The sequence below is a fragment of the Rhodococcus sp. 5A-K4 genome, assembly GCF_046097995.1.
GTDB classification, from domain to species: Bacteria; Actinomycetota; Actinomycetes; order Mycobacteriales; family Mycobacteriaceae; genus Rhodococcus_F; species Rhodococcus_F erythropolis.
Genome location: NZ_JBJURM010000017.1, coordinates 85,060 through 111,836 on the forward strand (window position 1 = coordinate 85,060; position 26,777 = coordinate 111,836).

22 protein-coding genes are annotated in these 26,777 nt (G+C 62.6%); 17 read left to right on the top strand and 5 right to left on the bottom strand.

Going from position 1 to position 26,777, the window contains the following annotated elements; genetic code table 11:
• Positions 1–9 precede the first annotated feature (9 nt).
• The 3 genes from ACKAMS_RS21500 to ACKAMS_RS21510 are packed head-to-tail and all read left to right on the top strand — an operon-like array spanning position 10 to position 5,476.
• A complete protein-coding gene (locus ACKAMS_RS21500; RefSeq protein ID WP_408989494.1) occupies positions 10–2,772 on the top strand; it encodes a cation-translocating P-type ATPase in 2,763 nt (920 codons plus the stop codon).
• Positions 2,769–4,463 (top strand): SulP family inorganic anion transporter, encoded by a 1,695-nt coding sequence (locus ACKAMS_RS21505; RefSeq protein WP_019748017.1) that lies wholly within the window; start codon positions 2,769–2,771, stop codon positions 4,461–4,463. Before ACKAMS_RS21500 ends, ACKAMS_RS21505 begins: the two co-directional genes overlap by 4 nt.
• Before the next feature lie 47 nt (positions 4,464–4,510).
• Positions 4,511–5,476, top strand: a complete 966-nt coding sequence (locus ACKAMS_RS21510) for an endonuclease/exonuclease/phosphatase family protein (protein ID WP_019748016.1) — start codon at positions 4,511–4,513, stop codon at positions 5,474–5,476.
• 36 nt (positions 5,477–5,512) lie between these two features.
• Here the strand turns inward: ACKAMS_RS21510 and ACKAMS_RS21515 are convergent, their stop codons facing one another.
• Positions 5,513–6,511, bottom strand: coding sequence for an Lrp/AsnC family transcriptional regulator (locus ACKAMS_RS21515; RefSeq protein ID WP_223257884.1), 999 nt, complete (start codon positions 6,509–6,511; stop codon positions 5,513–5,515).
• Positions 6,512–6,647: 136 nt separating this feature from the next.
• On the opposite strand from ACKAMS_RS21515, the gene ACKAMS_RS21520 reads away from it, so the two are divergent.
• From ACKAMS_RS21520 to ACKAMS_RS21550, 7 genes are all read left to right on the top strand, one after another.
• A complete protein-coding gene (locus ACKAMS_RS21520) occupies positions 6,648–7,991 on the top strand; it encodes a DUF3100 domain-containing protein (RefSeq protein WP_020969365.1) in 1,344 nt (447 codons plus the stop codon).
• 84 nt (positions 7,992–8,075) lie between these two features.
• The gene (locus tag ACKAMS_RS21525; protein ID WP_408989495.1) at positions 8,076–9,290 is read left to right on the top strand and encodes an amidohydrolase; all 1,215 of its coding nucleotides are present in this window, start codon (positions 8,076–8,078) and stop codon (positions 9,288–9,290) included.
• Complete coding sequence (locus ACKAMS_RS21530) at positions 9,287–10,645, top strand: L-serine ammonia-lyase (RefSeq protein ID WP_408989496.1); 1,359 nt, start codon at positions 9,287–9,289, stop codon at positions 10,643–10,645. Before ACKAMS_RS21525 ends, ACKAMS_RS21530 begins: the two co-directional genes overlap by 4 nt.
• Positions 10,646–10,758: 113 nt before the next feature.
• A complete protein-coding gene (locus ACKAMS_RS21535) occupies positions 10,759–11,664 on the top strand; it encodes a hypothetical protein (RefSeq protein WP_252858551.1) in 906 nt (301 codons plus the stop codon).
• A 126-nt stretch (positions 11,665–11,790) separates the two neighbouring features.
• A complete protein-coding gene (locus ACKAMS_RS21540) occupies positions 11,791–12,951 on the top strand; it encodes a serine hydrolase domain-containing protein (protein ID WP_408989497.1) in 1,161 nt (386 codons plus the stop codon).
• 296 nt (positions 12,952–13,247) lie between these two features.
• A complete protein-coding gene (locus tag ACKAMS_RS21545; RefSeq protein WP_020969360.1) occupies positions 13,248–13,934 on the top strand; it encodes a TetR/AcrR family transcriptional regulator C-terminal domain-containing protein in 687 nt (228 codons plus the stop codon).
• A 9-nt stretch (positions 13,935–13,943) separates the two neighbouring features.
• Positions 13,944–15,071 carry an NAD(P)/FAD-dependent oxidoreductase gene (locus tag ACKAMS_RS21550; RefSeq protein ID WP_070386953.1) on the top strand — a complete coding sequence of 376 codons (1,128 nt, stop codon included), beginning with the start codon at positions 13,944–13,946 and terminating at the stop codon, positions 15,069–15,071.
• Positions 15,072–15,091: 20 nt separating this feature from the next.
• On the opposite strand, the gene ACKAMS_RS21555 is transcribed toward ACKAMS_RS21550, so the two are convergent.
• Both ACKAMS_RS21555 and ACKAMS_RS21560 read right to left on the bottom strand, forming a co-directional pair.
• A complete protein-coding gene (locus tag ACKAMS_RS21555; RefSeq protein ID WP_408989498.1) occupies positions 15,092–15,688 on the bottom strand; it encodes a methyltransferase domain-containing protein in 597 nt (198 codons plus the stop codon).
• Between the two features lie 5 nt (positions 15,689–15,693).
• Entirely contained in the window at positions 15,694–16,437 is a 744-nt protein-coding gene (locus ACKAMS_RS21560; RefSeq protein ID WP_182261083.1) for a GntR family transcriptional regulator, read from the bottom strand.
• Positions 16,438–16,533: 96 nt separating this feature from the next.
• On the opposite strand from ACKAMS_RS21560, the gene ACKAMS_RS21565 reads away from it, so the two are divergent.
• From ACKAMS_RS21565 to ACKAMS_RS21590, 6 genes are read left to right on the top strand one after another with little or no spacing between them, the layout of a single operon-like run.
• Positions 16,534–17,661 carry a TIGR03364 family FAD-dependent oxidoreductase gene (locus ACKAMS_RS21565; RefSeq protein ID WP_408989499.1) on the top strand — a complete coding sequence of 376 codons (1,128 nt, stop codon included), beginning with the start codon at positions 16,534–16,536 and terminating at the stop codon, positions 17,659–17,661.
• Positions 17,662–17,686: 25 nt separating this feature from the next.
• Positions 17,687–18,364 carry a phosphonatase-like hydrolase gene (locus tag ACKAMS_RS21570; protein WP_019748003.1) on the top strand — a complete coding sequence of 226 codons (678 nt, stop codon included), beginning with the start codon at positions 17,687–17,689 and terminating at the stop codon, positions 18,362–18,364.
• Positions 18,365–18,389: 25 nt separating this feature from the next.
• Complete coding sequence (locus ACKAMS_RS21575; RefSeq protein ID WP_020969356.1) at positions 18,390–19,439, top strand: 2-aminoethylphosphonate ABC transporter substrate-binding protein; 1,050 nt, start codon at positions 18,390–18,392, stop codon at positions 19,437–19,439.
• A 2-nt stretch (positions 19,440–19,441) separates the two neighbouring features.
• Entirely contained in the window at positions 19,442–20,617 is a 1,176-nt protein-coding gene (locus tag ACKAMS_RS21580; RefSeq protein ID WP_020907382.1) for an ABC transporter ATP-binding protein, read from the top strand.
• Positions 20,614–21,516: a 2-aminoethylphosphonate ABC transporter permease subunit gene (locus ACKAMS_RS21585; protein ID WP_019748000.1), complete on the top strand. Its 903-nt coding sequence runs from the start codon at positions 20,614–20,616 to the stop codon at positions 21,514–21,516. The genes ACKAMS_RS21580 and ACKAMS_RS21585 overlap by 4 nt, the downstream gene beginning before the upstream one ends.
• The gene (locus ACKAMS_RS21590) at positions 21,491–22,276 is read left to right on the top strand and encodes an ABC transporter permease (protein WP_029255145.1); all 786 of its coding nucleotides are present in this window, start codon (positions 21,491–21,493) and stop codon (positions 22,274–22,276) included. The genes ACKAMS_RS21585 and ACKAMS_RS21590 overlap by 26 nt, the downstream gene beginning before the upstream one ends.
• Positions 22,277–22,333: 57 nt before the next feature.
• Here ACKAMS_RS21590 and ACKAMS_RS21595 read toward each other — a convergent pair whose 3' ends face one another.
• Positions 22,334–23,956 (bottom strand): AMP-binding protein, encoded by a 1,623-nt coding sequence (locus tag ACKAMS_RS21595; protein WP_019747998.1) that lies wholly within the window; start codon positions 23,954–23,956, stop codon positions 22,334–22,336.
• A 178-nt stretch (positions 23,957–24,134) separates the two neighbouring features.
• Here ACKAMS_RS21595 and ACKAMS_RS21600 point away from each other — a divergent pair, with 178 nt between their 5' ends.
• Positions 24,135–24,944 (top strand): LuxR C-terminal-related transcriptional regulator, encoded by an 810-nt coding sequence (locus ACKAMS_RS21600; RefSeq protein ID WP_060939588.1) that lies wholly within the window; start codon positions 24,135–24,137, stop codon positions 24,942–24,944.
• Between the two features lie 4 nt (positions 24,945–24,948).
• Here the strand turns inward: ACKAMS_RS21600 and ACKAMS_RS21605 are convergent, their stop codons facing one another.
• Entirely contained in the window at positions 24,949–26,763 is a 1,815-nt protein-coding gene (locus tag ACKAMS_RS21605) for a penicillin-binding transpeptidase domain-containing protein (protein WP_020907378.1), read from the bottom strand.
• Positions 26,764–26,777: the final 14 nt, after the last annotated feature.

Below are 26,777 nucleotides of genomic sequence, written 5' to 3' on the forward strand. Positions count from 1 at the left end.
CGTGCGGTCATGAGCCCCACGCCGTGGCATGCGCAGAGTGGCGAATCAGTCGTGTCCGTACTGCAGTCGGACCAGCAGCGCGGACTGCAATCGAGTGAGGCCGACCAACGTCGACAACGCTACGGGTCGAACGAAATCACCTCGACGCCACCGCCGTCGACGTGGTCGATCGCACTGTTGCAACTGAAAGATCCGATGAACTTGATGCTCGTCGCCGTGGCCGCGGTCAGCATCGCCATCGGTGAAGTGCCGACAGCGATCGTGGTGGCGGTGCTCGTCGTGCTCAACATCGTCCTCGGAACTCGACAGGAGTTGAAGGCACGGGCCAGCGTCGACGCGCTCGCCAAGATGCAGACACCCCAAGCGCGGGTCATTCGTGACGGGAACCTGATTCAGCTCGACGCTACCGAACTGGTGCCGGGTGACGTCGTCCAAGTCGAGGCAGGAGACATCATCGCTGCCGACGGGCGGTTGCTCGCCTCGACCACCCTGGAGACACAGGAAGCCGCATTGACCGGGGAAAGCGCGCCGATCCCGAAGGACCCGAAAACGCTGAGCAATGAGGATATTCCACTCGGAGACCGCAGCAATCTGGTGTTCCAGAACACCTCGGTCACCCGCGGCACAGCGACCATGGTGGTCACCGAGACCGGAATGCAGACGCAGATCGGCCAGATCGCGTCGATGTTGTCGGCCGTCGCCCCTGGCAAGTCGCCACTGCAACGAGAATTGGACTCTCTCACCAAACTTCTCGGCATCATCGCGTGGACGGCCGTGATCGTCATCGTCGTCATCGGACTCATTCGTGGTCAGGACCTGACAACGCTTCTGCTCCTTGGTATCGCGATGGGAGTGTCCGCGATTCCGACCGGCCTGCCAACCTTCGTCCAGGCAATGCTGGCCTACGGGGCCCGTCAACTGGCCGACGCCAAGGCCGTCGTGAAGAACCTGACCGACGTCGAAACTCTCGGCGCGACCAGTGCAATCAACTCGGACAAGACCGGCACGCTGACCATGAACCAGATGACCGTCCGATCGCTGTACGTCCACGGCCGTTGGTACACGGTCGACGGCGAAGGCTACGCCAAAGCGGGAAGGATCACGCAGGTTGCCGGCGAGGCACCGCCCGACTTCACCCTTCTCGCATACGGACTGTGTCTCGACAGCGATGCAACGGTTTCCGATTCCGGGGAAGTTGTCGGCGACCCGACCGAGGCCGCACTCGTGGTGCTCGCGGCAAAGATCGGTGCCGACGCACCACTCACCAGACGGACCTACCCGCGGGTGGCGACGGTTCCGTTCGATTCCGCGTACAAGTTCATGGCCACGTACCACCATCTCGAAGTCGACGGCGTAAGTCAGTTCGTCGGATTGGTCAAGGGCGGACCCGATGTCGTCCTCGCTCGGTGTTCTTCGGCCTTTCTCCCCGGCCGTCGGCAGGTCCCGATCGAGGAAGTCCGAGACGAACTCACGGCAGCAAATCAGTCCATGTCCGAGAAGGGTCTTCGGGTGCTGGCATTCGCGGTCAGACGCCTCGACAGACGGGAAGACGCTGTCGTGGCGGACCCTATGTCCTTTGTCGAGGACCTGACGTTTGTCGGTATGGCAGGCATCATCGACCCGCTGCGTCCGGAGGCGGTCGATTCGATGCGAACCGCACACCGGGCCGGCATCGAGGTCCGCATGATCACCGGCGACCATGCCATCACCGCCGCCGCGATCGGTGCCGAACTCGGACTCGGCCCGGGCGCGGTCGGCGGAGCCGAATTGCAAGCGATGACCGATGACGAACTCTCGGCCGCGTTGCCGAACCTGCACGTGTTCGGCCGAGTCACTCCGCAGGACAAACTTCGCTTGGTCGATGTCATGCAGAGCGGTGGCGCCGTGGTCGCGATGACCGGAGATGCTGTCAACGACGCCGCCGCGTTGAAGAAGGCCGATATCGGCGTCGCCATGGGCTCGGGCAGTGAGGTAACCAAACAGGCGGGCAAGATGGTGCTCACCGACGACAACTTCGGAACCCTCATCACCGCGATCACCCTGGGCCGCAACATCTACGGGAAGATCGTCTCGTACATCCGCTACCAGATGTCGAAACTCTTCTCGTTGGTACTCCTCTTCCTCGCTGCGAGCATCTTCAACATCAACGAGGGTGTGGCACTGACACCGCTGATGGTGCTGTTCCAGCACTTCTTCATCACACTGTTCCCCGTCGCCGTGATCATGCTCGACCCGCCGCCACCGGATCTGATGAACAAGCCGCCACGCGATCCCAAGATGCCGATCGCACATCGAAGCGCAGTCGCTCAGTGGCTCGCGTACGGCGTCTTGCAATTTGCCGTGACACTCGCAGCGATGCTTCTCGCGCCCGGCGAAATGAGCACTACTGAGGCGAATGTCCCCATGACCACCGCATTCGTAGTGCTCTCTCTCGGTTCGATATTCGCTGGGTTGACCATGCGGCGTGATCCCGAGTCCGGCCTTGTTCCGCCGGTTCTCGGTGCCATCAAGATCTTGACCATCCCCACGGTCGTGACCGTATTTGCCGTCGAGGCGGGTGTTCTCCAGGATCTCCTCATGACAACCTCACTGACCGGCGCCCAGTGGCTCGTCTGCCTAGGCTGGTCGCTGATCATCCCGGTTGTCGTCGAGTTGGAAAAGGCGATCCGACGCCGCCGCCTCTCACCGACACCTGTCGCCATCACCGCGACCACTGCAGTTGCCCCCGAGCGCGCCCGTCACTCCTCTGAGGGAGGGACAATCACACGATGACGTGGACGGAGGGTCTAGGTCGGCTACCGGGGATCGCGACTGCCCGCGGGTACCGCCGCGAATGGCTGCGAACCGACATCACAGCAGGGCTCGTCTTGACGGCCCTGCTGATCCCGGCGGGGATGGGCTACGCCGAGGCCGCCGGATTGCCCGCGTACGCCGGTCTGTACGCAACCATCGTGCCGTTGCTCGCGTATGCGGTAGTCGGACCGTCGAAGATTCTTGTACTCGGACCTGATTCGTCGCTGGCACCGCTCATCGCCGCCGCAGTCATACCGCTGGCGGTGGTCGGCGATTCGGAGAACGCGCTTGCACTAGCCGGAGTTCTCGCCGTTCTTGTCGGGCTCATCCTGGTGATCGGCGGATTCCTGCGTCTGGGTTTCGTGACCGAACTCCTCTCGAAACCGATCCGCCTCGGCTACCTCAACGCCATCGCGCTCGTCGTCGTAATCGGTCAGATTCCCAAGCTGCTCGGTTTCTCCGTCGACGCGTCCGGCCTCCTCGGTGAAATCGGTGAGATCGGAAAGGCTCTGGCCGGTGGAGATGTCGATCCCCTCGCTGCCGTCATCGGCGTGGGTTCACTCATTGTCATTGTGGTCTTCCGGCTCTGGGTACCTGTTGTACCCGGTGTGCTGGTCGCCGTCGTCGCGGCAATAGTCTTGTCCGCCGCCGCCGGTCTCACCGATGACATCGGCATGGTCGGCGCACTGCCGGAAGGACTTCCCCTCCCCTCTCTCGGTGGAGTCACCTGGCAGGACGTCGGGCACCTGATCGGACCGGCGGCAGGTATCGCGCTGATTGCCTTCGCCGACACCGGCGTTCTCTCGCGCACCTTCGCCGCCCGCCACGGCGAGGACGTGAACGGCAGTACCGAGATGAAGGCGATCGGTGTCGCGAACGTGGCCGGCGGACTGTTCGGCGGATTTCCGATATCGGCGAGCGGATCACGGACGCCGGTAGCCGAACAGAGTGGGGCGCATACACAATTGGCCGGTGTCGTCGGAGCACTCGCCGTCCTGGTGTTTGTCCTCGTCGCTCCCGGACTCACGGCATATCTGCCCGATGCAACACTGGCCGCCGTCGTCATCGTCGCCGCGTGTGCACTGATCGACGTGGGCGGCATGGTCCGCATGTGGCGCATGAGCACCGTGGAATTCGGCCTCGCCGTCGCGGCGTTTCTGGGCGTTGCCCTGGTCGGGGTGCTTCAAGGCATCCTTGTTGCGATCGGACTCTCCTTCGTAGCGGTCATCGCGCAGGTATGGCAGCCACATCGAACCGAACTCGTCGAGACGGGCGAACCCGCGGGATTCCACGACGTCGAACGCCACCCGGACGGACATCGCATCCCCGGCCTCGTGTTGGTGAGATTTGACGCACCACTGTTTTTCGCGAACGGCGAGATCTTCGACGAGTACGTTCGCTCCGTCGTCGCCAAGGCACCCGACCCGGTCGAATGGGTGGTCATTGCCGCCGAGCCGATCACCGGGCTCGACACGACCGCCGTCGACGAACTCGTCGATCTGGATACATTTTTGGAGGGCAAAGGAATTCGATTGGCATTCGCGGAGATGAAAGGTCCGATCAAGGATCGACTCATCCGATTCGGGGTCGGCGACAGGTTCGATTCGACGCACTTCTACCCGACCATCGAAGCGGCCGTGAACGCATTCCGCACCCGAACCGGCGACTGACAACGCCAGGCAATCGGGAGCCTAAGCTGCATTAGGTACCGTTTGGTATGGGATTCACGACGGACAACGTTCCGGCTCGCCGTATCGCTCAGGTCGCCGGGGTGGGTGGGATTGCCGTCGGTGTCATTGCGCTGATCTCGTTGTACTCCACCAAGCCGATCAACCCGTTGATCGCCGTGGCCTCCTTTGTCCCGATGCTGCTTGCAGTCACACTCGCAGCGTCCCTGATATGCCTGGTTTTTCGCCGCTGGATCCTGCTGGCGATTTCGGTGGTACTGATAGCGGTGGGCGCGTCGGTGATCAGTCCATTGTATGTAGCAAACAGTTCCGAAATCGACGGGCCGTCTCTGCGTGTAATGCAAGCGAACCTTCTCTTCGGGCAGGCAGACCCCGTCAGTTTGACTGCGACGGTGCGTGAGAAGGCAGTCGATGTCCTGACGGTTCAGGAACTGACCACATCACTCGAAGGCTCTCTGAGAGATCAAGGGCTCGAGCAACTGCTGCCGCATCACTACTTGGTACCGGACGAGGCCGGCGGGGGTGGCGCAGGTATTTACAGTCGTTATCCGCTGACGGAAACTCGGGAATTGAACGGCTTCGGACCTACCAATCTTGTTGCCGAAGTGGGATTCTCAACCCCGTTCACCCTTCTGGCGGTTCACCCCGGACCGGCGTACGTGACCCCGCCCGACGTGTGGACTGCCGAGCTGAGCACTTTGCGAAACGCGCTCGACGCCGCTGCCGCGGAGGGAACCGTCGTCGTCAGTGGCGATTTCAACACGACCTTCACGCACAAGCAATTCCGTGACCTTCTCGACGTCGGCTACTCCGATACCGCAGACCAATTGGGAGTCGGCATCGTTCGCACCTACCCGGCGGACAAAAAATTTCCCGCGATCGTCGGCATCGACCATGTACTTCTGCGGGGTGCACAGGCGAAGTCTCTCGAGCGCATCGAGATCGAAGGTTCCGATCACTACGGCTTGATCGTCGACGTGGCGATCCCCCAGTAACCGGAGAGCACCCGATCCGCGCGAACGCGTTACGGATCACCCGTGCTTCGGCATGCTTCGACCCGACACATCGATCGTTCGATGTAGATGATGCGGCGTACGCAGGACGATCGACCGGTCCACCACGGATACGCCCGGAAACTGCTCGGCGAGATAACCTTCCAAACGCTGCACGTCGTCGATCGAGCGCAGCCACACCGCCAATGCGATGTCGTAGCTGCCGATCGTCGAAGCAACAAGCCTCGCCTCACGCAGGAGGGAAAGGCGCTGAGCAATGGCTTCCTTTCGCCCCTCGAGACGTAAGAAATACCAGGCGTAGACCGGCCAGCCGGAGTAGGGCCGAGCAATCTCCGTGCGGACGACCAGGCGCCCCGTCGACAGCTCGTGAGAAAGGAGCGCCCCGGCGCGAGCCGGCGTGACGCCGAGGGCTGCAGCGAGGGCCGAGACGGTAATTCGTGGTTCGCGAGAAAGGATGTCGAACAGCTTCGACTGTTCCTCTTCGCTGGCGCGTACCCCACGACTCTTCGCCGCCGGGGCCGACTCGAGCGCGGCAATTTCTTCCGCATCGAGAGCACGTAGACGCCAGTTTCGTGCGTCGGAATTCGCCGAGGACACGATCTGAGTTCGCATCGCAGTGACCATCGGCAGCGATCGTGTTCGTTCCAAGACATACCTGGACAATTGATCGAGGTCAGTGCAGGTGAGCGTGACGAGTAGATCCCGATTGCCGGTTGTGAGATCGACTGTGAGAACTTCGGGATCGTGCGCGATCTGTTCGGCCACGCTCAAGGTCTGTGCCGGTGCGCATTCGATCTCGAGCAGTGCGGTCGCCGACACGATGGGACCCCCACGGTACGCAGCGATCCACGCTATCCCTTGCGAGTGCAGACGCTCCCAACGCCTGGTCAGGGTGACCGGGTCGGAACCGATCGCGCGTGAAAGCTCGGACCACGAGGCTCGCGGCCTGATCTGCAGTGCGTTCAACAGCCGAAGATCTTCGTCCTTGAGCACCTGATCCTGCACCGAGGACCTCACTTTCAAAAGAATGCTGCACCGAAACAGGATCGAAACGCATCGATCCTAACTTCATCACATCAATAGTCCACCAAATCCTGAACCTCGAGAACGCTTGCTTCTTGCGTTCGTTCGCCCCCTCGAGAAAGACACCGACATGACCGAAGCATTCCCTGTCTCGCATGACGATTCTCCGGTCAGCGATCAAACCCCGACGCAAAAGATCGTTTTCGCCTTGAGGTCGCCACGGCTGTGGATCGTGGCGATTCTGCTCCTCGCGCTTGCGGCAGGCGCCCAACTGATCGGCCCCGCAGTGATTCCTGTCGGCGCTGCCGCCATCACGATCTTGCCCATGGTGTGGGGACTGATTGCCGGCGGTGCCGTCTCGAGCCAGAAGTGGAAACCTCTCGGCCTCGATCTTCAGGCCGCAGCCTCGGCAATCATGGGGCTGGCTGTTCTCTTGCTTTGCGCGAGACTGTCTTTCACCATCGGCCCGAACATCCAACTGTTGTTCGAGGCGGGCCCCGCCCTGCTACTGCAGGAACTGGGGCACTTGTTCGGCACTATCGCTCTCGCACTCCCGCTGGCGGTACTCCTTCGGATGGGACCGGCCACCGTCGGAGCCACCTTCTCCATCGACCGCGAGGGGTCCTTCGCGATGGTCAGTGAACGCTACGGTCCCGATTCCGACCAGTACCGTGGTGTCCTGTCGATGTACGTCTTCGGCACTCTGTTCGGTGCCGTGCTGATCAGCCTGATTGCGTCGCTGGCGACATCCTTCAACATCTTCGACCCCCTTGCATTGGCGATGGGTGCTGGGGTCGGATCCGGCTCGATGATGGCTGCCGCTGCCGCCAGCGTCGTTTCGGCGCACCCCGAGATGGCCGACCAGGTACTCGCCGTAGCGGCAACATCCAACATCATCACCGGCCTCCTCGGCGTGTATGTCGGCATGTATGTCGCACTCCCCCTTGCCGATCGAATCTACGGCGCACTCACCAAGCGCTCGAAGACGACCAGCGAACGGAAAGCCGACACTGCCCCACGAGCGGTTGCGCCGAGCGTCACCGTGCCGCTGACCACCATCGTTCCGATTCTGTTCGTCGGTGGGGTCATCGTCTCCTCGATCGCAGCGGGTGGCGTATCTCGATCGATCATCGTCGGTTACCTGATCCTCACCGGCTTGTTGCTCCTGGGCGTCGGCGTGGCCCGCCTGACGCGCGGCAAGATCGCGGCGATGATCGCAATCATCACCATCGGCGCCTTGGCGACAACACCGTGGTCCCCCATCGGTGATTTCGTCTCGAGCACCGTCGGGACTGTCGACTTTCTCTCGATCTGCACCCTCACCTTGACTGTCGCAGGTCTCAGCCTCGGCAAGGACCTTCCCTTGCTCAAGACGATCGGCTGGAAGATCGTGCCCGTCGGAATCGTCGCGATCCTCGCCTCTTACCTACTTTCCGTGGTCGTCGCGGAGTTCGCGCTGGGCCTCTGGCACTAGAACTGCACCCGAAGACGCTCAGAACTGAAGACACCGCGATCCGAAGACACAGAGAACCAAAGATGTTGAAAGGAAGCAATACCCATGTCCATCGCTGACACCCTCACCCACACAGACTCGGTTTCGAGCACGATCGAGAAGTGGGCATCACGCCTCATCGATGTCAGCCACACGATCCATGCTCACCCAGAGCTGGCATTCGAAGAGCATCGGGCGTCCGCCCTCTTGGCGGACGCCGCACAGGAAGCCGGCTTCACGGTTACTCGCGCCGCCTACGGCCTCGAGACGGCATTCGAAGCGGTGCGAGGCTCCGGCCCCTTCCGTGTCGTCGTCTGCGCCGAGTACGACGCCCTTCCCGACATCGGTCATGCGTGTGGTCACAATGTCATCGCCGCTGCCGGACTGGGAGCAGCTATCGCGCTCGGAGAGGTCGCGGAGGAACACGGCCTGACCGTCGTCCTTCTCGGTACGCCGGCCGAAGAACATGGCGGCGGGAAAGTCTTGCTGCTCGAACGTGGCGCATGGGAGGGCGCGGCGATGTCGATCATGGTCCACGGCGCTGCAGGTGAAGACGTCAGTTGCACGGTCACCGGAACGCAGGCAGTCGACCGGTTCGACGTGACCTACACCGGACGAGCCGCACACGCGGCCGCTGCGCCACACAAGGGCATCAACGCAGGTGACGCAGCCACGATCGCCTTGGTCGCCATCGGACTTCTCCGTCAACAACTTCCGTCCGACGTCAGGCTCAACGCCTATGTCGAGCACGGCGGCGAAGCAACAAACATCATTCCGGCCTCGACGTTGGTGCGAGCGGAAGTTCGGGCCGCAGAACTCGACGTGCTGTTGGACGCCAAGCGTCGCATGCTCTCCTGCTTCGAGGGCGCAGCTGTGGCCAGCGACTGCTCCTGGTCGACCGAACGCGCCGAACCGCGCTACGAGGAGCTTGTTCAACATCGCGTGCTGGCGACGATCTGGGACGAGGAGATCGCGAGCCTGGGCCGCACCGCGGCCGCCCGAACTCCCCTGACCGGCGGCTCGACGGACATGGGCAACGTGTCGAAGGTGGTCCCCTCGATCCACCCGATGATCGCGTTGCGCGGCGTCACCGGAGTTCCTCACACTATCGAGTTTGCCGCTGATGCCCGCTCCGCAGCGGGCGACGAAGCTGTTCTGCACGGAGCAATCGCAATGGCGCGCACAGTGATCCGAGCCGCCACCGCGGACTCGCGCTCCAATCTCCTGAAGATTGCGGCCCAGCGCGAGTCAGGAGCGACCACCGTCACGAGCGCCGAATGAGCACCACCGGCGTCTATGTTTCCGCTCTCGAATTCTTCTCCATCGGCATCGGACCCTCCAGTTCACACACGGTCGGTCCGATGCGCGCCGCTCGCACTTTCGGCGGCGAGCTCTCCGCCGCCGGCTTGACCGCGTCGGTCGACCGAATTCGCTGCTACCTGCACGGCTCTCTCGCCGCCACCGGAATAGGTCACTGCACTCCCGACGCGGTGATTGCGGGACTTCGTGGGTTGGATCCTGAAACGTGCGAGCCGACCGACGTTCACGGGCGCTGGGCCGAACTGTCGGACGGCGGATCGGTGATGCTCGTCGGTGGCTCACTCGAACACGTAGTGTTCACTCGCGAGGACATGGTGTTCGAGCCACTCGTTCGCCGTCACGGGCACCCCAACTCGATGACACTGACAGCCTTCAAGGGTAACGAAATCGTCTGTACGAGTACATATCTGTCGATCGGTGGCGGATTCGTACTGCGCGCCGGAACGGAGACGCAAGCAAGCGCGCATTCGATCAACTCACGCTATCGAACCGCGAAAGAGCTACTGGCGGAATGCGGCTCCGGAACCATCGCCGAGCTGGCACTGTCGGACGAAATCGCGATGCATGGCCAGGATCGAGCATTCACCGGCATCGACGCGATCTGGTCCGCGATGCGCGTCTGCATCGAACGCGGCACCCAGACCGAAGGTGTATTGCCCGGGCGTCTCGGAGTTCGCCGACGAGCACGGTCTGCGAACACTCAACTGGAACAACGTAACTGCGACCCCTCCTCACGCGAGTGGCTGACCGTCTACGCCATGGCGGTCAACGAAGAAAATGCAGCAGGTGGCCGCGTGGTAACGGCTCCGACGAACGGCGCTGCGGGCATCGTGCCGGCGGTGCTCTATCACCACATACGCGCTACGGGCGCCGGCGCTCACGACGTTCGAACCTTTCTCCTCACCGCTGCCGCAATCGGATCGATCATCAAGGCGAATGCCTCGATCTCGGGTGCGGAGGCGGGGTGCCAGGGTGAAGTCGGAGCTGCCTGCGCGATGGCGGCAGCCGGCTTGTGCGCTGTCATGGGCGGATCACCACGACAAATCGAGAATGCAGCTGAGATTGCCATGGAACACCATCTGGGGCTGACCTGCGATCCGGTTGGTGGCCTGGTCCAAATCCCCTGCATCGAACGAAATGCCGTAGCCGCCTCGACTGCAGTCACCGCAGCTCAGCTCGCATACCTGGGTGACGGGACGCATGTGGTGAGCCTCGATACCGTCATCGAAACCATGCGCCAAACCGGAAACGACATGTCCGTGCGTTACAAGGAAACCAGTGAAGGCGGACTCGCCGTCAATGTCGTCGAGTGCTGAGGGGATGTCGACGGCGGGCGGACGCCATCACCGGAAATATCACCCTCTCGAACGATGAAGTCCGGTGTACCGATTTCTACACTCGTTGACATGACCTTGTGGACGGTGACCAGATGATCGCTCATCACGCTGGAGGAATCCCACTGCACAACACTCCACGGCACAACACTGCGGGGCCGTCGCGCTCGACGCAGCACTCCGGTCGCAAGATCGCCGCGTTGATCGCGTTGGTCGCCGGTTTCTCCGCTGCCTTCGTTCTCGCCCCGGGCATGCTGACGAGTAGGCCGGGCGATGGGTACGCAGGCCAGGGGGAACTCGTCGAGACGGTCCGCGCCGCGTTCGTCGAATACTGGAGTTCCGGTGTCCAAGCCGTCTCTCCGAGCTTGGAGTCCGCTGTCGACTACTGGCTGCGCTACCACGTGGCCAAGGCTGTGATTGCGGTAATCCTGCTGACGGTTCTGCTCGCACTCGGCCGCATGGTCAAGGCGTCGTTCGTGAACGCCGGCCCTCTGACGGTTGGAAAGAAACTCGCATTCGTCTCGGCGGGAGGCCTGGTCACGCTCCTCGCGCTGTTCTCTTCGGTACTCGTGATGGCAAATGTCCAAGGTGTTGTCGCACCCTTCTCTTCGCTGATCTCGATGTTGCCCGTGGCCCAGACGGATGGGGCACTCTCCGAAACTGTCGGGCAGGTCCGACAACAGCTCGCTCAGTCGACGGGCACCGGAAATCAGCAAAGTCCCGCCCTCGAACTGATGATCAGCGACTTCGCGCGGTATCACTTGGCCATGGCGGTGATCGCGCTGATCGCGGCAGCAATATCACTGGCCGTGACTGTGGTCGTGTGGGCACGCTTCGCGAGAACGGCACGATCCGACAGGCGGACGAGATTCATGTCGGGGTCGATAGGTCTTCTCACTGCACTGTTCACGCTGGGATTGATCGTTGTCGGCGTAGCAAATATGGGCACCGCGGCAGACCCCGCACCGGCCCTGGCGGCGTTCTTCGACGGCGGGCTCTGACCCAAGTCAAGGGTTCAGACCAGGGTTCCGTAGTCCCCCGGTACCGGTTGAGGAGGTACCTGGGGACTGCGTCTGCCGTACCCGGGGTCGATGTGTGAGTGCCCTCGGACAGGCAGAGTTCGACTCATGAAATCCGGAGCAAGACGCATCATGCTTGTCGGCCTGTGCAGCGCCGTGGTTGCCGGCGCTGTAATCAGCTGCAGCACGGACAAATCCGCAGACAATCCCACATCCACCACTGACAAGGTCATGGACTCTGCCATCACCGGCCAGCTCGATTCGATCATCGACTCTGCGGTGAATTCGACGGGGATTCCCGGTGCGATGGTGGGCATTTGGGGACCCGACGGCAACTATGTGAAGGTTGCAGGAGTCGCCGACACTGCAACCAAGGCACCGATGGAGACCGACTTCTACCACCGGATCGGTAGCGTCACCAAGACATTTACCGTCACCGCCCTGCTGCAATTGGTCGACGAGGGAAAGATCGGTCTCGACGATCCGATCTCCCAGTACGTCGACAGGGTCATGGAAGGTGATGCGATCAGCTTGCGTCATCTGGCAGGGATGCGCAGCGGTCTCGTGGACTACACGACGTCTGAACAGTTTGTGATGGAATATCTTTCGGATCCTCGCCGAACTTTCACACCGGAGGAACTCGTCGGATACGTCAAGGACCTCCCACTCCAACTTCGACCAGGGACCACCGTGGACTACTCGAACACCAACACTATTCTGCTGGGAATGGTGATCGAAAGGGTCTCCGGCTCCAAACTGTCGGACGTCATCGACACCAAGATCACGACACCACTCGGCATGGAGCACACCAGCTTTCCCACGACCAACGCGTTCCCGACACCACACGCACAGGGTTACACCAACCAAACGCTCGACGAAACCGTGACCGCGGCGACGGACTGGAATCCGTCGTGGGGCGGCGCCGCGGGTGCAATGATCTCGTCGTTGGACGACATGCGCATCTGGGTTCCGGCGCTGGCCAAGGGCGATCTCCTCACCGACGACACTCAGAAGCAGCGCCTGCAGACCGTGAACTTGAGCGAAGGGGACGACAGCTCCGGCTACGGACTCGGATTGTTCAACAGCGGTGGCTGGATCGGTCACAACGGAAGCCTGCCCGGCTACAAGACAGTCTCGGTCTACTTGCCCGAGAAGGACACCACCCTGGTCGTCTTCATCAACACCGACATCGACGGCGAGACTGATCTGACAAGCGCATTGATGGTACCGATCACCAAGTTGATCAGCCCCGACAACGTCTACGGCTGATCACCTCAGGTCCGATCCACAATTCAGACAAAAGTGACATATCGGGTTCGATCTGTCGATAAGCTCGACCGTCGGCAGATCGAAACCCGAAAGAGGCGCTCACGGGATCGTTGAACGACTGGCTACTCAACAGCGACAGCCCGCTCGTGGGCATAGTCGGCGGCATCCTGCTGACGATCGCAATGCTCTCCGGCGGTACGGGCATGTAGCCCATTAACATCAGCATGTGATTCGTGACATCTTCACGTGACTCAACGAACATGTTCGTTACGAACATGTTCGTGTACGGTGAAAGCATGCCCAACCAGCCAGCAAGTCCATCAAGCCGACGCAATCGTCCGGCCAAACCCGCTCTGACACGCGAGGGCATCGTCAGCACTGCGGTGGAAATCTTGCGGTCGGAGGGGTTGCAGAAGTTGACCATGCGTCGACTCGCCCTCGAACTCGACACCGGACCGGCGTCGCTGTACGTATACGTTCAAAATACCGCCGAATTGCACGCCGCCGTTCTGGACGAACTGCTCGGAGTCGTGGACCTCGCCGAAAATTCCTCCGGCACTTGGCAAGCGCGCCTCGAACGGGTGCTGACGTCCTACACGGCCATACTGTTCGATCATCCCGGCCTTGCCCAGTCGGCTCTCGTTTCCCGGCCCAGCGGAGTTCACTACGTACGCCTGCTCGAGCGCCTGCTGGCATTGCTCGACGAAGGCGAAGTCCCTTCGGGTCAAGCCGCGTGGGGCGTGGACTTGCTGCTGCAGTACGCGACGTCCACTGCTGCCGAACACTCGGCGCCGAACAATTCCGCCGACTCGGATGCCCAATGGAGCGCGTTGACCGACGCAATCCGGAACGCAAACCCGCAGACGCACCCACTCGTCGCAGGCCATGCAACAGCTCTACTTGCCGGTGAACCCACCGCGCGCCTCTCCTGGGGATTCCGCACGCTCATCACGGGCATCGAGAACACCCCACTCACTTCTTAGGAACCCACCATGAACCACTACCCCATCGCAATCATCGGCGCCGGCCTCGGCGGCCTCACCCTCGCCCGAGTCCTCCATCTCCGCGGAATCGATTCGGCGGTATTCGATTTCGAATCCGGACCAACAGCTCGGACCCAAGGCGGGATGCTCGACATCCACGAAGACTCGGGCCAGATCGCGCTTCGTGCCGCAGGCCTCTACGACGAGTTCCGCGCACTCGTTCATCAAGGCGGCGAAGAGACACGCGTCCTCGATCGAAATGCCGTCGTGCACCTGAGCGAGCAGGACACCGGAGACGGCGACCGCCCGGAAATCGACCGCGGCCAGCTGCGTGACCTACTGCTCAGCTCAATTCCGAAAGAAACAATCCGCTGGGGAGCAAAGGTCCGCAGTGCCCATCCGTTGCCGGACGGTCGGCATGAAGTCCACCTCGTGGATGGCACCCACTTCACCACCGATCTCCTGGTCGGCGCCGACGGCGCGTGGTCGAAAATTCGCCCACTGGTTTCAAACGCCGCTCCTGCCTATAGCGGAGTATCTTTCGTGGAGTTCGACCTTCACGACGCCGACAACCAGCACGCGAAGGCCGCTGAAACAGTCGGCGGCGGAATGATGTTCGCGCTCAGTGCCGACAAGGGCTTCCTAGCCCACCGTGAGACCGACAACAGTCTGCACATCTACGCCGCCCTGCGGGTTCCCGAGAACTGGTCAGCGAGTGTTGACTTCTCCGACGATCATATTGCGAAGAAGATTCTGCTGGAACACTTCTCGGACTGGGACGAGTCGCTGCGGTCACTGATCGTCGAAGCGGACAGCTCGCTGACCCCTCGCCCCATCCATGCCCTTCCCATCGGGCACAGGTGGAGCCGTACTCCCGGGGTCACTCTGCTCGGGGACGCAGCGCATGTCATGTCGCCGTTTGCCGGAGAGGGTGCGAACCTGGCAATGCTCGACGGCGCCGAACTCGGCCAGGCGATCGCGTCACATAGCGGCACGGAGGAAGGACTTGCTGCCTACGAAGAACGACTCTTCCCGCGCAGCGCCGCATCGGCACAACAGTCGGCTGACGGTCTGGACATGTGCTTCGGCGAGAACGCACCCCAGGGGCTCCTGGACATGTTCAACTCACAACCGTGACCGGAACCGCTGCCTGTCTGTCAGTTCGCCCGTGCAATGACATGCAACCAATCGGCAGTGGGGCCGACCACGGTGTCGATTGACAAAGTTTCCCACCCGCATGTGGCGAGCACCTGACGCAGTTGGCCCTCCTGCCAAAATGTGAAGTGGCGCGGCAAACCCAGTTTCGCTTTGCTCCAACTGGTTCCGTCGCCCTTCTTGACCGTGAATGCGAACATTCCCTCTGCCCCGACTACACCTCGCGACTTTCTCGCCACGAATTGGAACTCGTCGCGTCGCAAATGAAGCAGAACCGCATTTGCCACCACGGCATCGTATGTTCCGTTGAACTGTCCAGTTCGAATGTCGAGGACTTCAGCTGTAAAACCCTCTGCCCTCATCATTTCTACGAAGGCGAGTGCGCCGTCAGTACGCGTCACCGATAGTCCGAATGATTCGAGGTACTCGGCATCACGGCCGGGGCCACTGCCAAGTTCCAGAATCGTCCCTCCGTCCACCAGCTTGGCGATCCGGGCGAGGTACCGGGCCATCGCCTCCCCCATGACATACGGTCTCGCTGCATACAGATTCGCACCGGCCTCGTAACTCGCGAGCGTGATGTCGCCTGCATCGCCCACCGCAATCACTCCCGCAACGTCGTCAAGAAGGCAATGCGGTCGCCGCGGTAGAGCGAGCGAACGCGCTCGATCGGCACACCCTCCGGATCGACGGAGGTCCGGTGCAGCAGAAGCATCGGCATCGAGGTCGTGGACTCGACGAGCGTTGCCTCACGCGGTGACGCGAGCACCGTCTCGATCCGTTCGGTTGCGGAGGCGAAGACCACGCCGATCGAGCGAATGGCCGCGTAGAGCGATGTCGTCGCGTCGAAAGCGTCGAGCATCTCACCGAACCTGCTGTCCGGCAGGAAGGTTGACTCGAGTCCGATCTTCTCACCGTCGGCGAAGAGGACACGCTCGAGATGAACGACGCTGTCGCCCAACTCGATACCCAACTCCGTGGCGAGACCGTCGTCGGCCGACATTCGTTCGAACGTCACAACCTTACGACTGGGCACTCGCCCAGCACTCAGTGCGCCTTCGGTATAAGAACGAATCGAGAGCGGCTGAACCAACTTCGGACTCGCGACGACAGTGCCCCGCCCCCGCCGCTCGATCCGTCCTTCGACAAGCAGATCACGAAGCGCTTGACGGACCGTCTCGCGAGCGACAGTGAACCGTGCCGCCAATTCCCGCTCGGACGGGACTGCGTCGCCCTCCTCGAGCCCACTGAGAATGGTCTCGATCTCGGTGCGCACCCGGTAGTACTTCAGCTCCGGTTCGATCACGACGCTCGAGGTCCCCGGCCCGGTGGACGTCTGCTGATTCATGGCGCAAGCGTACAAGAATTCGGTCTATACCAATTGTTAACCTGGAGTTCGTCTCGATTCCCCCTATTGGTCTAGACCAAACGTCACTATCTCTACATGCGAATTTTGATTGTGGGCGGAGGAATCCTCGGAACGGCGCACGCCGACGAGGCAATCCGCCGGGGACACGACGTCATCCATCTCGAACGCGAGCCCGAAGCCCGCGGTGCAACGGTACGGAACTTCGGATTGGTCTGGGTATCCGGGCGCGCTCCGCACGAACTCGAAGCCGCGCTGCGTTCGCGCGAGCTGTGGGCGGACCTTGCCGCCCGTGTCCCCGGCGTCGGATACCGCCCGGCCGGCTCCATCACCCTCATGCGCACCGAGGAGGAGGTCGCGGTCGCGCAGGAAGCATTCGCTCGGCCGGACGCCGACAACCGAGGGTTCGCACTTCTCGATCCCGACGCCGTTCGCGTCGTCAACCCCGCGCTCCGGGGCAAGTTTCTCGGCGGACTGCACTGCACCCTGGACGCCGCTGTCGAGTCACGGCAAGCGCTCCCCGCCATCCGTTCTTACCTCGAATCCACCGGCCGTTACACCTTCCACGCCGGAACGGAAGCCCGCGAGATCACGACGAACACCCCCGGCGTACACATCCGCGACGACCACGGTCGCAACTTCGACGCCGATCTCGTGATCGTCTGCCCCGGAGCAACACTCGGCGGATTGGCCCGCGATCTCGCCGGCGATCTCCCGTTGCGACGTGTGCGCCTGCAGATGATGCAGACCGCCCCACTCGGCGAAAAGCTCACCACCGCAATCGCTGACGGTGACAGCTTCCGCTACTACCCCGGTTTCGCCGGATCTGCCCTCGATCACCTTCGCACGGTGCAGCCACAGGAACCGACTGCCGAGGAGCACCGCATGCAACTCCTGTGCGTGCAGCGCTTGCACGGCGGTCTGACCATCGGTGACACCCACGAATACGAGGAGCCCTTCGACTTCGACGTCGACGAGGCGCCCTATCGCCATCTGTCCGAAGTGGTGGAAACACTTCTGGGGCGCGATCTTCCGCCCATCGTCAAGCGATGGGCGGGCGTCTACAGCCAGTGCCTCGACCCCTCACAACTTGTTCACCGCGCACAAGCCGCCGACAACGTCTGGGTGGTTGCCGGTCCCGGTGGTCGCGGCATGACGCTCGGCCCGGCACTGGCGGAACAAACCGCCGACCAGCTCGGTCTCTGAATCCTTCCGACAAGAAAGACTTCTCATGTCTCCCATCACCCTTGCCGTTCTCGACATGGCCGGCACCACCGTCGCCGACGACGGACTGGTTCTTCGCGCGTTCGCCGCCGCTGCCGAAGCCGGCGGACTGCCTGCCGAAGGCCCGGAAGCCGACGCCGCTCGCCAGTACGTCCTCGACACCATGGGCCAGTCGAAGATCGTCGTGTTCCGGGCGATCTTCGGTGACGAGAACCGCGCCCAGGCCGCGAACGCCGCATTCGAAACCACTTACGATTCCCTCATCGACCAGGGGCTGGCCGAGCCGATCCCTGGCGCGGAGAAGGCGATCACCACACTGCGCGAGGCCGGCATCAAAGTTGCCTTGACCACCGGGTTCAGCCGATCGACGCAGGACAAACTCCTCGTCGCGCTCGGCTGGGAAACCCTCGCCGATCTCACCCTCTCCCCCGCCGAGGCCGGTCGCGGTCGACCGTACCCGGACCTGATTCTGACTGCCCTGCTCAAACTTTCGATCGACGACGTCCACCAGATCGCCGTACTCGGCGACACGTCCAACGACGTGCTCAGCGGCATTCGTTCCGGCGCATCCATCGTCGCCGGAACTCTGACCGGCGCACACGACGAGCAACAGCTTCGCGACGCCGGAGCCACCCACATCGTCCCGTCGGTGACGGAGTTCGCCGAACTCCTCACCCACTCCTGATCTCACCTCCGAAAAAGGAATCGTCATGCGTCTACGCCCGAGCATCGCTGCGGCCGCTCTCGCCGTGTCCGTCCTTTCGTTCACCACTGCCTGCGGTGGCACCGGCACTGCTGCCGGATCAGACACCGAAACCGTCACCGTCTACAGCGCCGACGGTCTGTCCGGTTGGTACAAGGGAAGATTTGACGCCTTCACCGCGCAGACCGGTATCGCCGTCAACCTCGTGGAAGCCGGATCCGGCGAGGTCGTCTCGCGGGTCGAGAAGGAACAGTCCAACCCACAGGCGGACGTGATCATCACGCTGCCGCCGTTCATCCAGAAGGCCGACGCCCAAGGTCTGCTCGAGCCCAGCGGAATCGACACCTCCGCCGTTCCCGCGGACGAGAAGGACGACGCCGGCAAATACGTACCCGTCGTCGAGAATTACCTCTCGTTCATCGCCAATCCGACTGCGTCACCCGCCCCACAATCTTGGGACGACCTGCTCACTGATCAGTTCAAGGGCAAGTTGCAGTACTCCACGCCCGGCCAGGCCGGCGACGGTACCGCGGTGTTGTTGCTGCTCCAGCATCTGATGGGCAAGGAAGGCGCACTCGACTACCTCGGAAAGCTCCAGGCCAACAACGTCGGTCCCTCGTCCTCCACCGGAAAGCTCCAGCCCAAGGTCAGCAACGGGGAACTCCTGGTCGCCAACGGTGACGTCCAGATGAACCTCGCCTCCATCGCCGACGACGGCTCGAAGTTCGACATCTTCTTCCCCGCGGGAGCCGACGGCACTCGCACCACCATTGCACTGCCCTACGTGATGGGCCTCGCCAAGAGCGCACCGAGCAGCGAACAAGCCAAGAAGTTGATGGAGTTCCTGCTCTCCGAAGAATCCCAGAAGACCGTCGCCACCGATGCACTCGGCGTATCGGTCCGCGAGGACGTCCGAAGCAGTGCCGGTGAATCGACCGACAAGAACACGCCTTCGGGAGTTCTGCAGGGCGTCAACGTGTGGACCCCGAACTGGAACGACGTCCTCAGCTCGCTCGACGCCGACATCGCCGCTTACCAGAAAGCCACCGGGAGCTGATCATGGCAAGAACCAGACTGGGGCGGACGCTCCCCGAGACCGTCGGTGTTCACGGAGCGATCGAACATTCCGCTCCGGCCATCACCTTCGATCGCGTCAACGTCGCCTACGGCCGCGGGAAGACCGCAACCCATGCACTCGTCGATTTCAATCTGCGAGTGGCACCGGGTGAAACTGTGGCACTGCTGGGGCCCAGTGGATCCGGCAAGTCGACCGCCCTGAAGGCCCTCGCGGGATTTGTCCGCCCCACGTCCGGTTCCGTCAAGCTCGGCACCCGAGACGTCACCAATCTGCCTCCCGCACAACGCGGTATCGGCGTCGTCGTTCAGTCGTACGCTCTTTTCCCGCACATGCGAGTTTCCGAGAACGTAGCCTTCGGACTCCGAGCCCATCGCGTGCCGCGCTCGGAGATCGGCCCTCGCGTAGCCGAAGCCCTCGACATGGTCGGGATGTCGGCGTACGGAAAGCGCCTTCCCCGTGAGCTTTCCGGCGGTCAACAGCAGCGAATCGCAATCGCCCGAGCCTTGGCAATTCGCCCTGGAGTACTCCTCCTCGACGAACCACTGGCCGCCCTGGATGCGCAACTTCGCGAGAGCATGCTCGGCGAACTGGCGAGACTGCGCGCCGCACTACCTGACACAGCCATGCTCTATGTGACGCACGATCAGAGTGAAGCCCTGGCGCTCGCAGACCGAATCGCAGTGATGCGCAACGCCAGACTCGCGGACATCGACACCGCCGAGGCCTTGTGGAAACGCCCGCCGTCCAGCTTCACCGCGGCCTTCCTCGGGGGTGCCAACCTGCTGCCCTGCACCGTCACACGCGTCATCGGCACCTCCGCACTGGTCTCGATCGGTGGCACGCCGTTCACCGCTCACGCCCCGCAGCCCGAGATCGGGCACATCGAATGGGAGTCCGACATGGACGCCTACCTGTGTGTTCGTCCACACGCGGTAGGCGTAACCGGCGTCGGCGCACGAGGATCATTCCCGGCGCGCATCGTCTCGAGCGTCTGGCGCGGTTCCACGACGCGTCTGACGCTGGCTGTCCGTGGCCTCGACGACGTCCGCGTCGACGCGGATGTTCCAGGGCACGACGAACGACCGGTCGACACCGAAGTGGGCGTCGTCTTGCCCACGGACGGCAGTGTCCTGGTTCCGGCGGATCGCCACCCATGACGACAACCTTGGAACGCCCCGAAACCGCTGTGCCCCAGCACAAAGACCCGATCCCGTGGCGCCGGATCGGGTGGACGCTACCGCCACTGCTTCTAGTCCTCGTGTTTGCTGTCTACCCCACTGCGCGTGTCCTCACGGAATCGCTGAGCACCGGAAGCGGCACCGGGTTGTCCACGTGGTCCTCCGTGCTCGGTTCGGAACTGTTCAGGACCGCACTCTGGCGGACCATCCAGATCGCCGTGGCGTCGACTCTGGGGTGCCTGATCCTGGGAACCTTCCTCGCCTTGGTGCTTGCCTTCGTTCCATTCGCCGGATCCAAGGTGGTGGGGCGATTGATCGACACCGTGCTCGCCCTGCCGTCATTCCTGATCACGCTGGCGTTCACGTTTCTGTACGGCACGGCCGGCGCCGTCAACGCCTTGATCATCAGCATCACCGGCGACGCGAGCGGCCCGCTGAACTTCCTGAACACTCCGTTCGGAGTCATCGCGGCCGAAATCACCTTCTTCACGCCCTTTGTCGTGCGTCCGCTGTTGGCCGCGTTCACCCAGATTCCGCGTGAACAGCTCGACGTTGCAGCCAGTCTCGGCGCGTCACCCGTCCGAGTTCTGCGGCAGGTGGTGATGCCGGAAGCGTGGCCAGCCCTCCTGGCCGGTGGATCACTCGTACTTCTGATGACACTGAATGAATTCGGCATCGTGCTCTTCACCGGAGCAAAAGACGTCGTAACTCTTCCGGTCCTCATCTACACCCGCGGCATTGTCACCTTCGACTTGCCCGGCGCGGCAGTGATCGCGACGGTCCAGGTCGCACTCTCACTCGGCCTGTACTGCCTCTACCGATTCACCTTCAACAGATTGATGGGAGGCAGCCGTGCTGCTGTGGACACGAAGCTCTAGGGCTCTCGTACTCGGATTCTTCACCCTCGTCGTCGCGGTGGTTTTTGTCGCGCCCATCGCCACCGTCGTCGCGGCTGCCTTGGCCGGATCGTGGACCGGTCCACTTCCGTCGAATCTCGGCGGCAAGAACTTCTCCACGGCGCTGTCCGACGAGAACTTCGCCAGCCTGATCGTCAGTTTGCAGACTGCATTCATCGCGGGGGCATTGGCATTGATCGTCGGAACGTGGGCCGCGCTGGCCTCTCGTGAGGCACCGATGTGGCTGCGGCGCATCACCGATGCCGTATTCCATTTACCGATTGCAGTTCCGTCGGTCGCGATCGGCTTGGGTCTGTTGATCACTTTCAACGAGCGCCCACTGCTGCTCGGCGGCACCAAATGGATCGTGATTCTCGCTCACACGGTTTTGGTGCTTGCCTTTGCCTTCAGTTCCGTATCGGCCGCGCTCGAACGGCTCGATCCCGCCTACCGTCAAGCTGCCGAATCACTCGGCGCCGGCCCAGTGCGGGTGCTGACCCGGGTGACGCTACCGCTGCTGCTCCCAGCGTTGGGTGCGGCCGCCGGGCTTTCCATCGCACTGTCGATGGGTGAGCTGGGCGCAACGGTCATGGTCTACCCGGCGACATGGAAGACCTTGCCGGTCAGCATCTTCGGACTCACGGACCGCGGCCAGGTATTTCTTGCCGCAGCAAATACGACACTGCTGCTCGCAGTTACCCTGATCGCCCTCATGGTGGTCGGCAGAATCCGTCGGCGCTGACCTTGCTGTGCGCCTTTATTAACCGCCCGCGGTTAATAAAGGCGCACAGCAAGGGGTTTATCCCTTCCGCAAGATGTACCGCTGAACCTTGCCGCTCGGGGTCTTGGGCAGGTTCGGAACAAAGTGCACTGTGCGCGGGTACGCGTGTGCTGCAAACTTCTTCTTCACCAGGGTTTGCAGTTCCTTCTCGAGTTCGTCGTCGCCGTCGACACCTTCGCGAAGTACGACGAACGCCTCGAGAACCTCACCGCGCAACTCGTCGGGCATGCCCACCACTGCCGCCTCGATGACATGCTCGTGCATGACCAGCACGCTCTCGACGTCGAAGGGACCGATGCGGTAGCCCGCCATGATGATGACGTCGTCGTCGCGCGAGGAGAAGAAGAAGAATCCGTCCTCGTCCGTCATTCCGGCGTCACCGGTGATGTACCAGCGACCGTCTTCGCTGAATCGCTGCTTCGTCTTCTCCGGCGCATCGACGTACCCGGTGAACCACATCAACGGGCTGTTGTGAGTATCGATCGCAACGCGGCCCTGAGTGCGGGCCGGTGCGATGTCATCCGAATTGTCCTCCAGCACAGCGGCAGACCAGCCCGGCAACGGACGACCCATGGATCCGGGACGGACGTCCTCGCGGAGTCCGTCGGCCCAGGCGTTGACGATGAACATGCCGTGCTCGGTCTGGCCGTAGTGATCACGAACCTCGACGCCCAACGAGTTCTTCGACCACGCAACAACATCCGGAGTCAAGGGCTCACCGGCCGAGGACGCGCGGCGCAACGAGATGCCTTCCGGAACGGGTGCCTTGTCGGCACGCAGACTGCGGTACACGGTCGGAGCAGCGGCAAAATTGGTGACACCGAACTTCTCGATGATCTGCCACGTCAGCGGCGCGGAGAATCCGGCGTGCAGCAGAATGCTTCGCGTTCCCGCGGCAAGCGGACCGAGCAACGCGTAGTACAGCCCGTACGCCCAGCCCGGGTCTGCGGCGTTCCAGAACACGTCGTCCTGACGGACGTCGAGGCCGAACTCCTGGTAGGCGTGGAACGACGCGAGCGCGCGCACCGGAACCGGCACGCCCTTGGGTGTCCCCGTGGTGCCACTGGTGAACAACTGCACCATCGGTGCGTTGCCGCCGACTGCCTGAGCAGCGCCCTTCGGGTCTTCGGCATCCTGAGCTGCGACAAGTGCATCGAAGTCCAACTCGTCACCGGCCGCGCCGCCCGCGACGATGACCTGCCACGCTGCGTCGGCGGGGATGTCCTCGCCCGGCGCGAGCTTGTCGAGCTGATTGGCGTCGGAAACGACCACCTTCGCGCCACTGGCCGTCAAGCGGAAAGCGATGGCCGGCGAAGCGAACGCCGTGAACAAGGGCACGTGGACCGCGCCCCGGCGCCAGATTCCGAGGAGTGCGACCACGAGGTCCGCAGACTTGCCCATCAAGGTCGCGACGTTGTCACCCGGCTCGACTCCGAGGTCCGCCAGAGCTGCCGCGAAACGCGCGGACTGCTCACGTAGATGACCGTAAGTGAGGTCCACCGAGCTAAGGTCTGCCTCGACGACGGTGAATGCAACGCCATCCGCGGGATGCCGATCGCAGAGCAATTCTGCGGCGCTGGCATGCGGGGTGTCGTACTGGTCCAGCAGCTCGCGCACCCGTGCGGTGGGATCGGTGCTCATCAACTTGCTCCTTATCGATCGTCGTATGGTTGGCCCGACCGGTTACGTTGGCGGCTCGTCATACGTACTGTTCACCCCCTATGATCTAGCTCACAAGAGAACTTCACTACCCCCAGAAAGGGGTACCTGCGTGAATCGACATGCTTCGTCACTTCTGCGTCCCCGCGACGGGGACGCTATGCGCGGTGAACTCCGAACAATTGCAGCTCAGGGCGTTGTTCCCGTGCTGTTCGGAGGCGAGGTCCAGGACGGAACCCTGCACCTGAGCGAATTCGTCGGCACCCGCACCAACAATCTCAAGGGCTTGGCCATCCCGCCGCGCTCGGGCATGGGCGGACGCGTCGTCGCCCAGGGTTCACCGATCACCGTCAACGATTACGGCAATTCGCAGTCCATCACTCATCATTTCGACCGGCCTGTTCTCAGCGAGGGCCTGCATTCGATCATCGCCGTTCCGGTCATGGTGTCCGGCAAATCGCGCGCTGTCCTCTACGCCGCGATCCGTGATTCCGCTCCCCTCGGCGATCGCACAGCAGACGTCATGGTCAGCGCATCCCGGCGTCTCGGGATGGAGTTCGCCATCCGCGACGAGGTCGATCGTCGCCTGCAACTACTTCAGGCCGCCGCCGCGACCACCGCCGACGGTATGTCTTCGGAAGAGATCCGCGGAGTCCACGCCGAACTACGCAGTGTCGCCCAGACCGTGACCGACACCGACTTGCAGACCAAGCTCCGCGGACTTTCCCAGCGTTTGGCCAACCTGCTGCGCCCTACCGCCGACGCCGAATCCGCCGTCGCACTCACCCCACGTGAAGTGGATGTTCTCTCGCAAGTCGCACTCGGCTGCACCAACATCGAAGCCGGCCAAAGGCTTTCCCTTCGACCTGAAACAGTCAAGAGCTATCTGCGAAGCGCGATGGGAAAGCTGGACGCGAGCTCACGCCACGAAGCCGTGGTGACCGCCCGCAGGTTGGGACTGCTCCCCTGACGGGTCAGTAGCCCTCCGGCAGAGCGGTGAGCATGTCGCGGGTGACTGCGACGGCGTTGTCCGAACTTCCGCCCCGCACAACCAGAGTGGCGAAGGCCAGGTTGCCGCGATAGCCGACGAACCACGCATGCGATCCCCCGTCGACCTCGGCTTCACCGGTCTTGCCGTACACCTCACCCTGATCTTCGACGCGTTCTGCAGTACCGCTCGTGACCACGAGTCGCATCATGCCGCGCAGACCGTCGACCATGGCCGGCGTGATCGCCGGGCGCTCACCGTCGATGGTGGTTTCGCGCCCCGAAATCAGTTGCGGCACCGGAGTCGAACCGTTCGCGACCGTCGCAGCTGCCATCGCCATTCCGAACGGACTGACCACGACCTTGCCCTGACCGAACCCGTCTTCGGTCCGCTGGACCAGGTCCGACGCCGGCGGCACCGAACCGGAATCGATCGGCAATCCCACCACGTTGTAGTCCTGGCCGATGCCGAACTGCGCTGCCGCAGTGGTCAACGTGTCTGCCTGCATCTCGCTGGCCAACTTGGCGAAGGACGTGTTGCACGAACGCGCGAAGGCCGTTGCCATCGGCACCGTGCCGAGTGCGAACTCGTTGTAGTTGGGGACGCTGCGCTCGCCGATCTCGATTCGGCCCGGGCATGGCACCATCGTGTCGGGGGTCGCCTGACCGGTCGAAATTGCCGCACCTGCCGTGATGATCTTGAAGGTCGAACCAGGCGGGTACTGACCCATCGTCGCGACCGGCCCGTCGCGGTCAGCTGCCTTGTTCTGCGCGACGGCCAGGATCGCGCCACTCGACGGTTCGATCACCACCATCATCGCCTGATCCTTGTTCACGTTCACCGCGCGCTGAGCAGCGATCTGGATGTTGCGGTCCAGACTGATACTGAACGACGGAACCGGTTGTGGCGCAGTCTCGGTCAACACGTCGGTGTCGACGCCGTTCTGGTTGACCGTGACGACACTCCAGCCGGCTTTGCCGTCGACCTCGTCGATGATCGTCTTCTTGATCTGCCCGAGAAGGTCAGGCGCGAACTCCGGGTCGGTCGACACGAGATCCGATTCGTCCGATACCGATACTCCCGATATCGCACCCAACTGCGCCGAAACTTGGTCGTAGTCGTCACTGCGCAGCCGCGTCACCAGATAGTCACCCTTGACGGCCGTCGAGGATTCGGCGATCGACTGACCGGTCAGCGACGCATCGAACCGCCCGAGAACACTTGCGAGACTGTTCGCGGAACCGATGATGTCGTTGCTCTTGGAGCGATCGAACTTCACTCGGTAGACGATTCCCGGCACCAGGACGTCGGTCCCCGAATGCTCGTTGACCCGCGCTCGCGGCGCCGCGGTTGCCCGCAACGACATCGTCTGCTTGTCACCGAGGCGCGGATGAACGTCCGTCGAACTCCAACGGACGGACCAGTCGCCGTCCTTGCGTCCCATCTGCAGCTCGCCGTCGTACGTCCAGACGCGGTCTTTCGGCAGGTGCCACTCGTAGGTGTAGCCGACCGTCGCAGTGTCACCGTTCATCTTCACCGACGTGGTCTCGGCAGTCATCGACTCCGCCTGAAGCGCATCCCAGGTGTCACTCAATACAGGACCCGCGGAATCAGGCCGGTCCGTCATTTTTGCTGCCTCGTCGATGTCCCTGTCACCGAACGCACTCAGGAACTGCTGCGCGACGGGCTCGGGGCCGGCGGGTTTCGGAGTACACGAACTGATCCCCACCGCCAAAAAAATCACGGTGCAGGAGGCCAACAGTTGGGCCGAGCGACTACGAGAGAAATGCCGAGTGTTCATCGAGCCCCATAGTA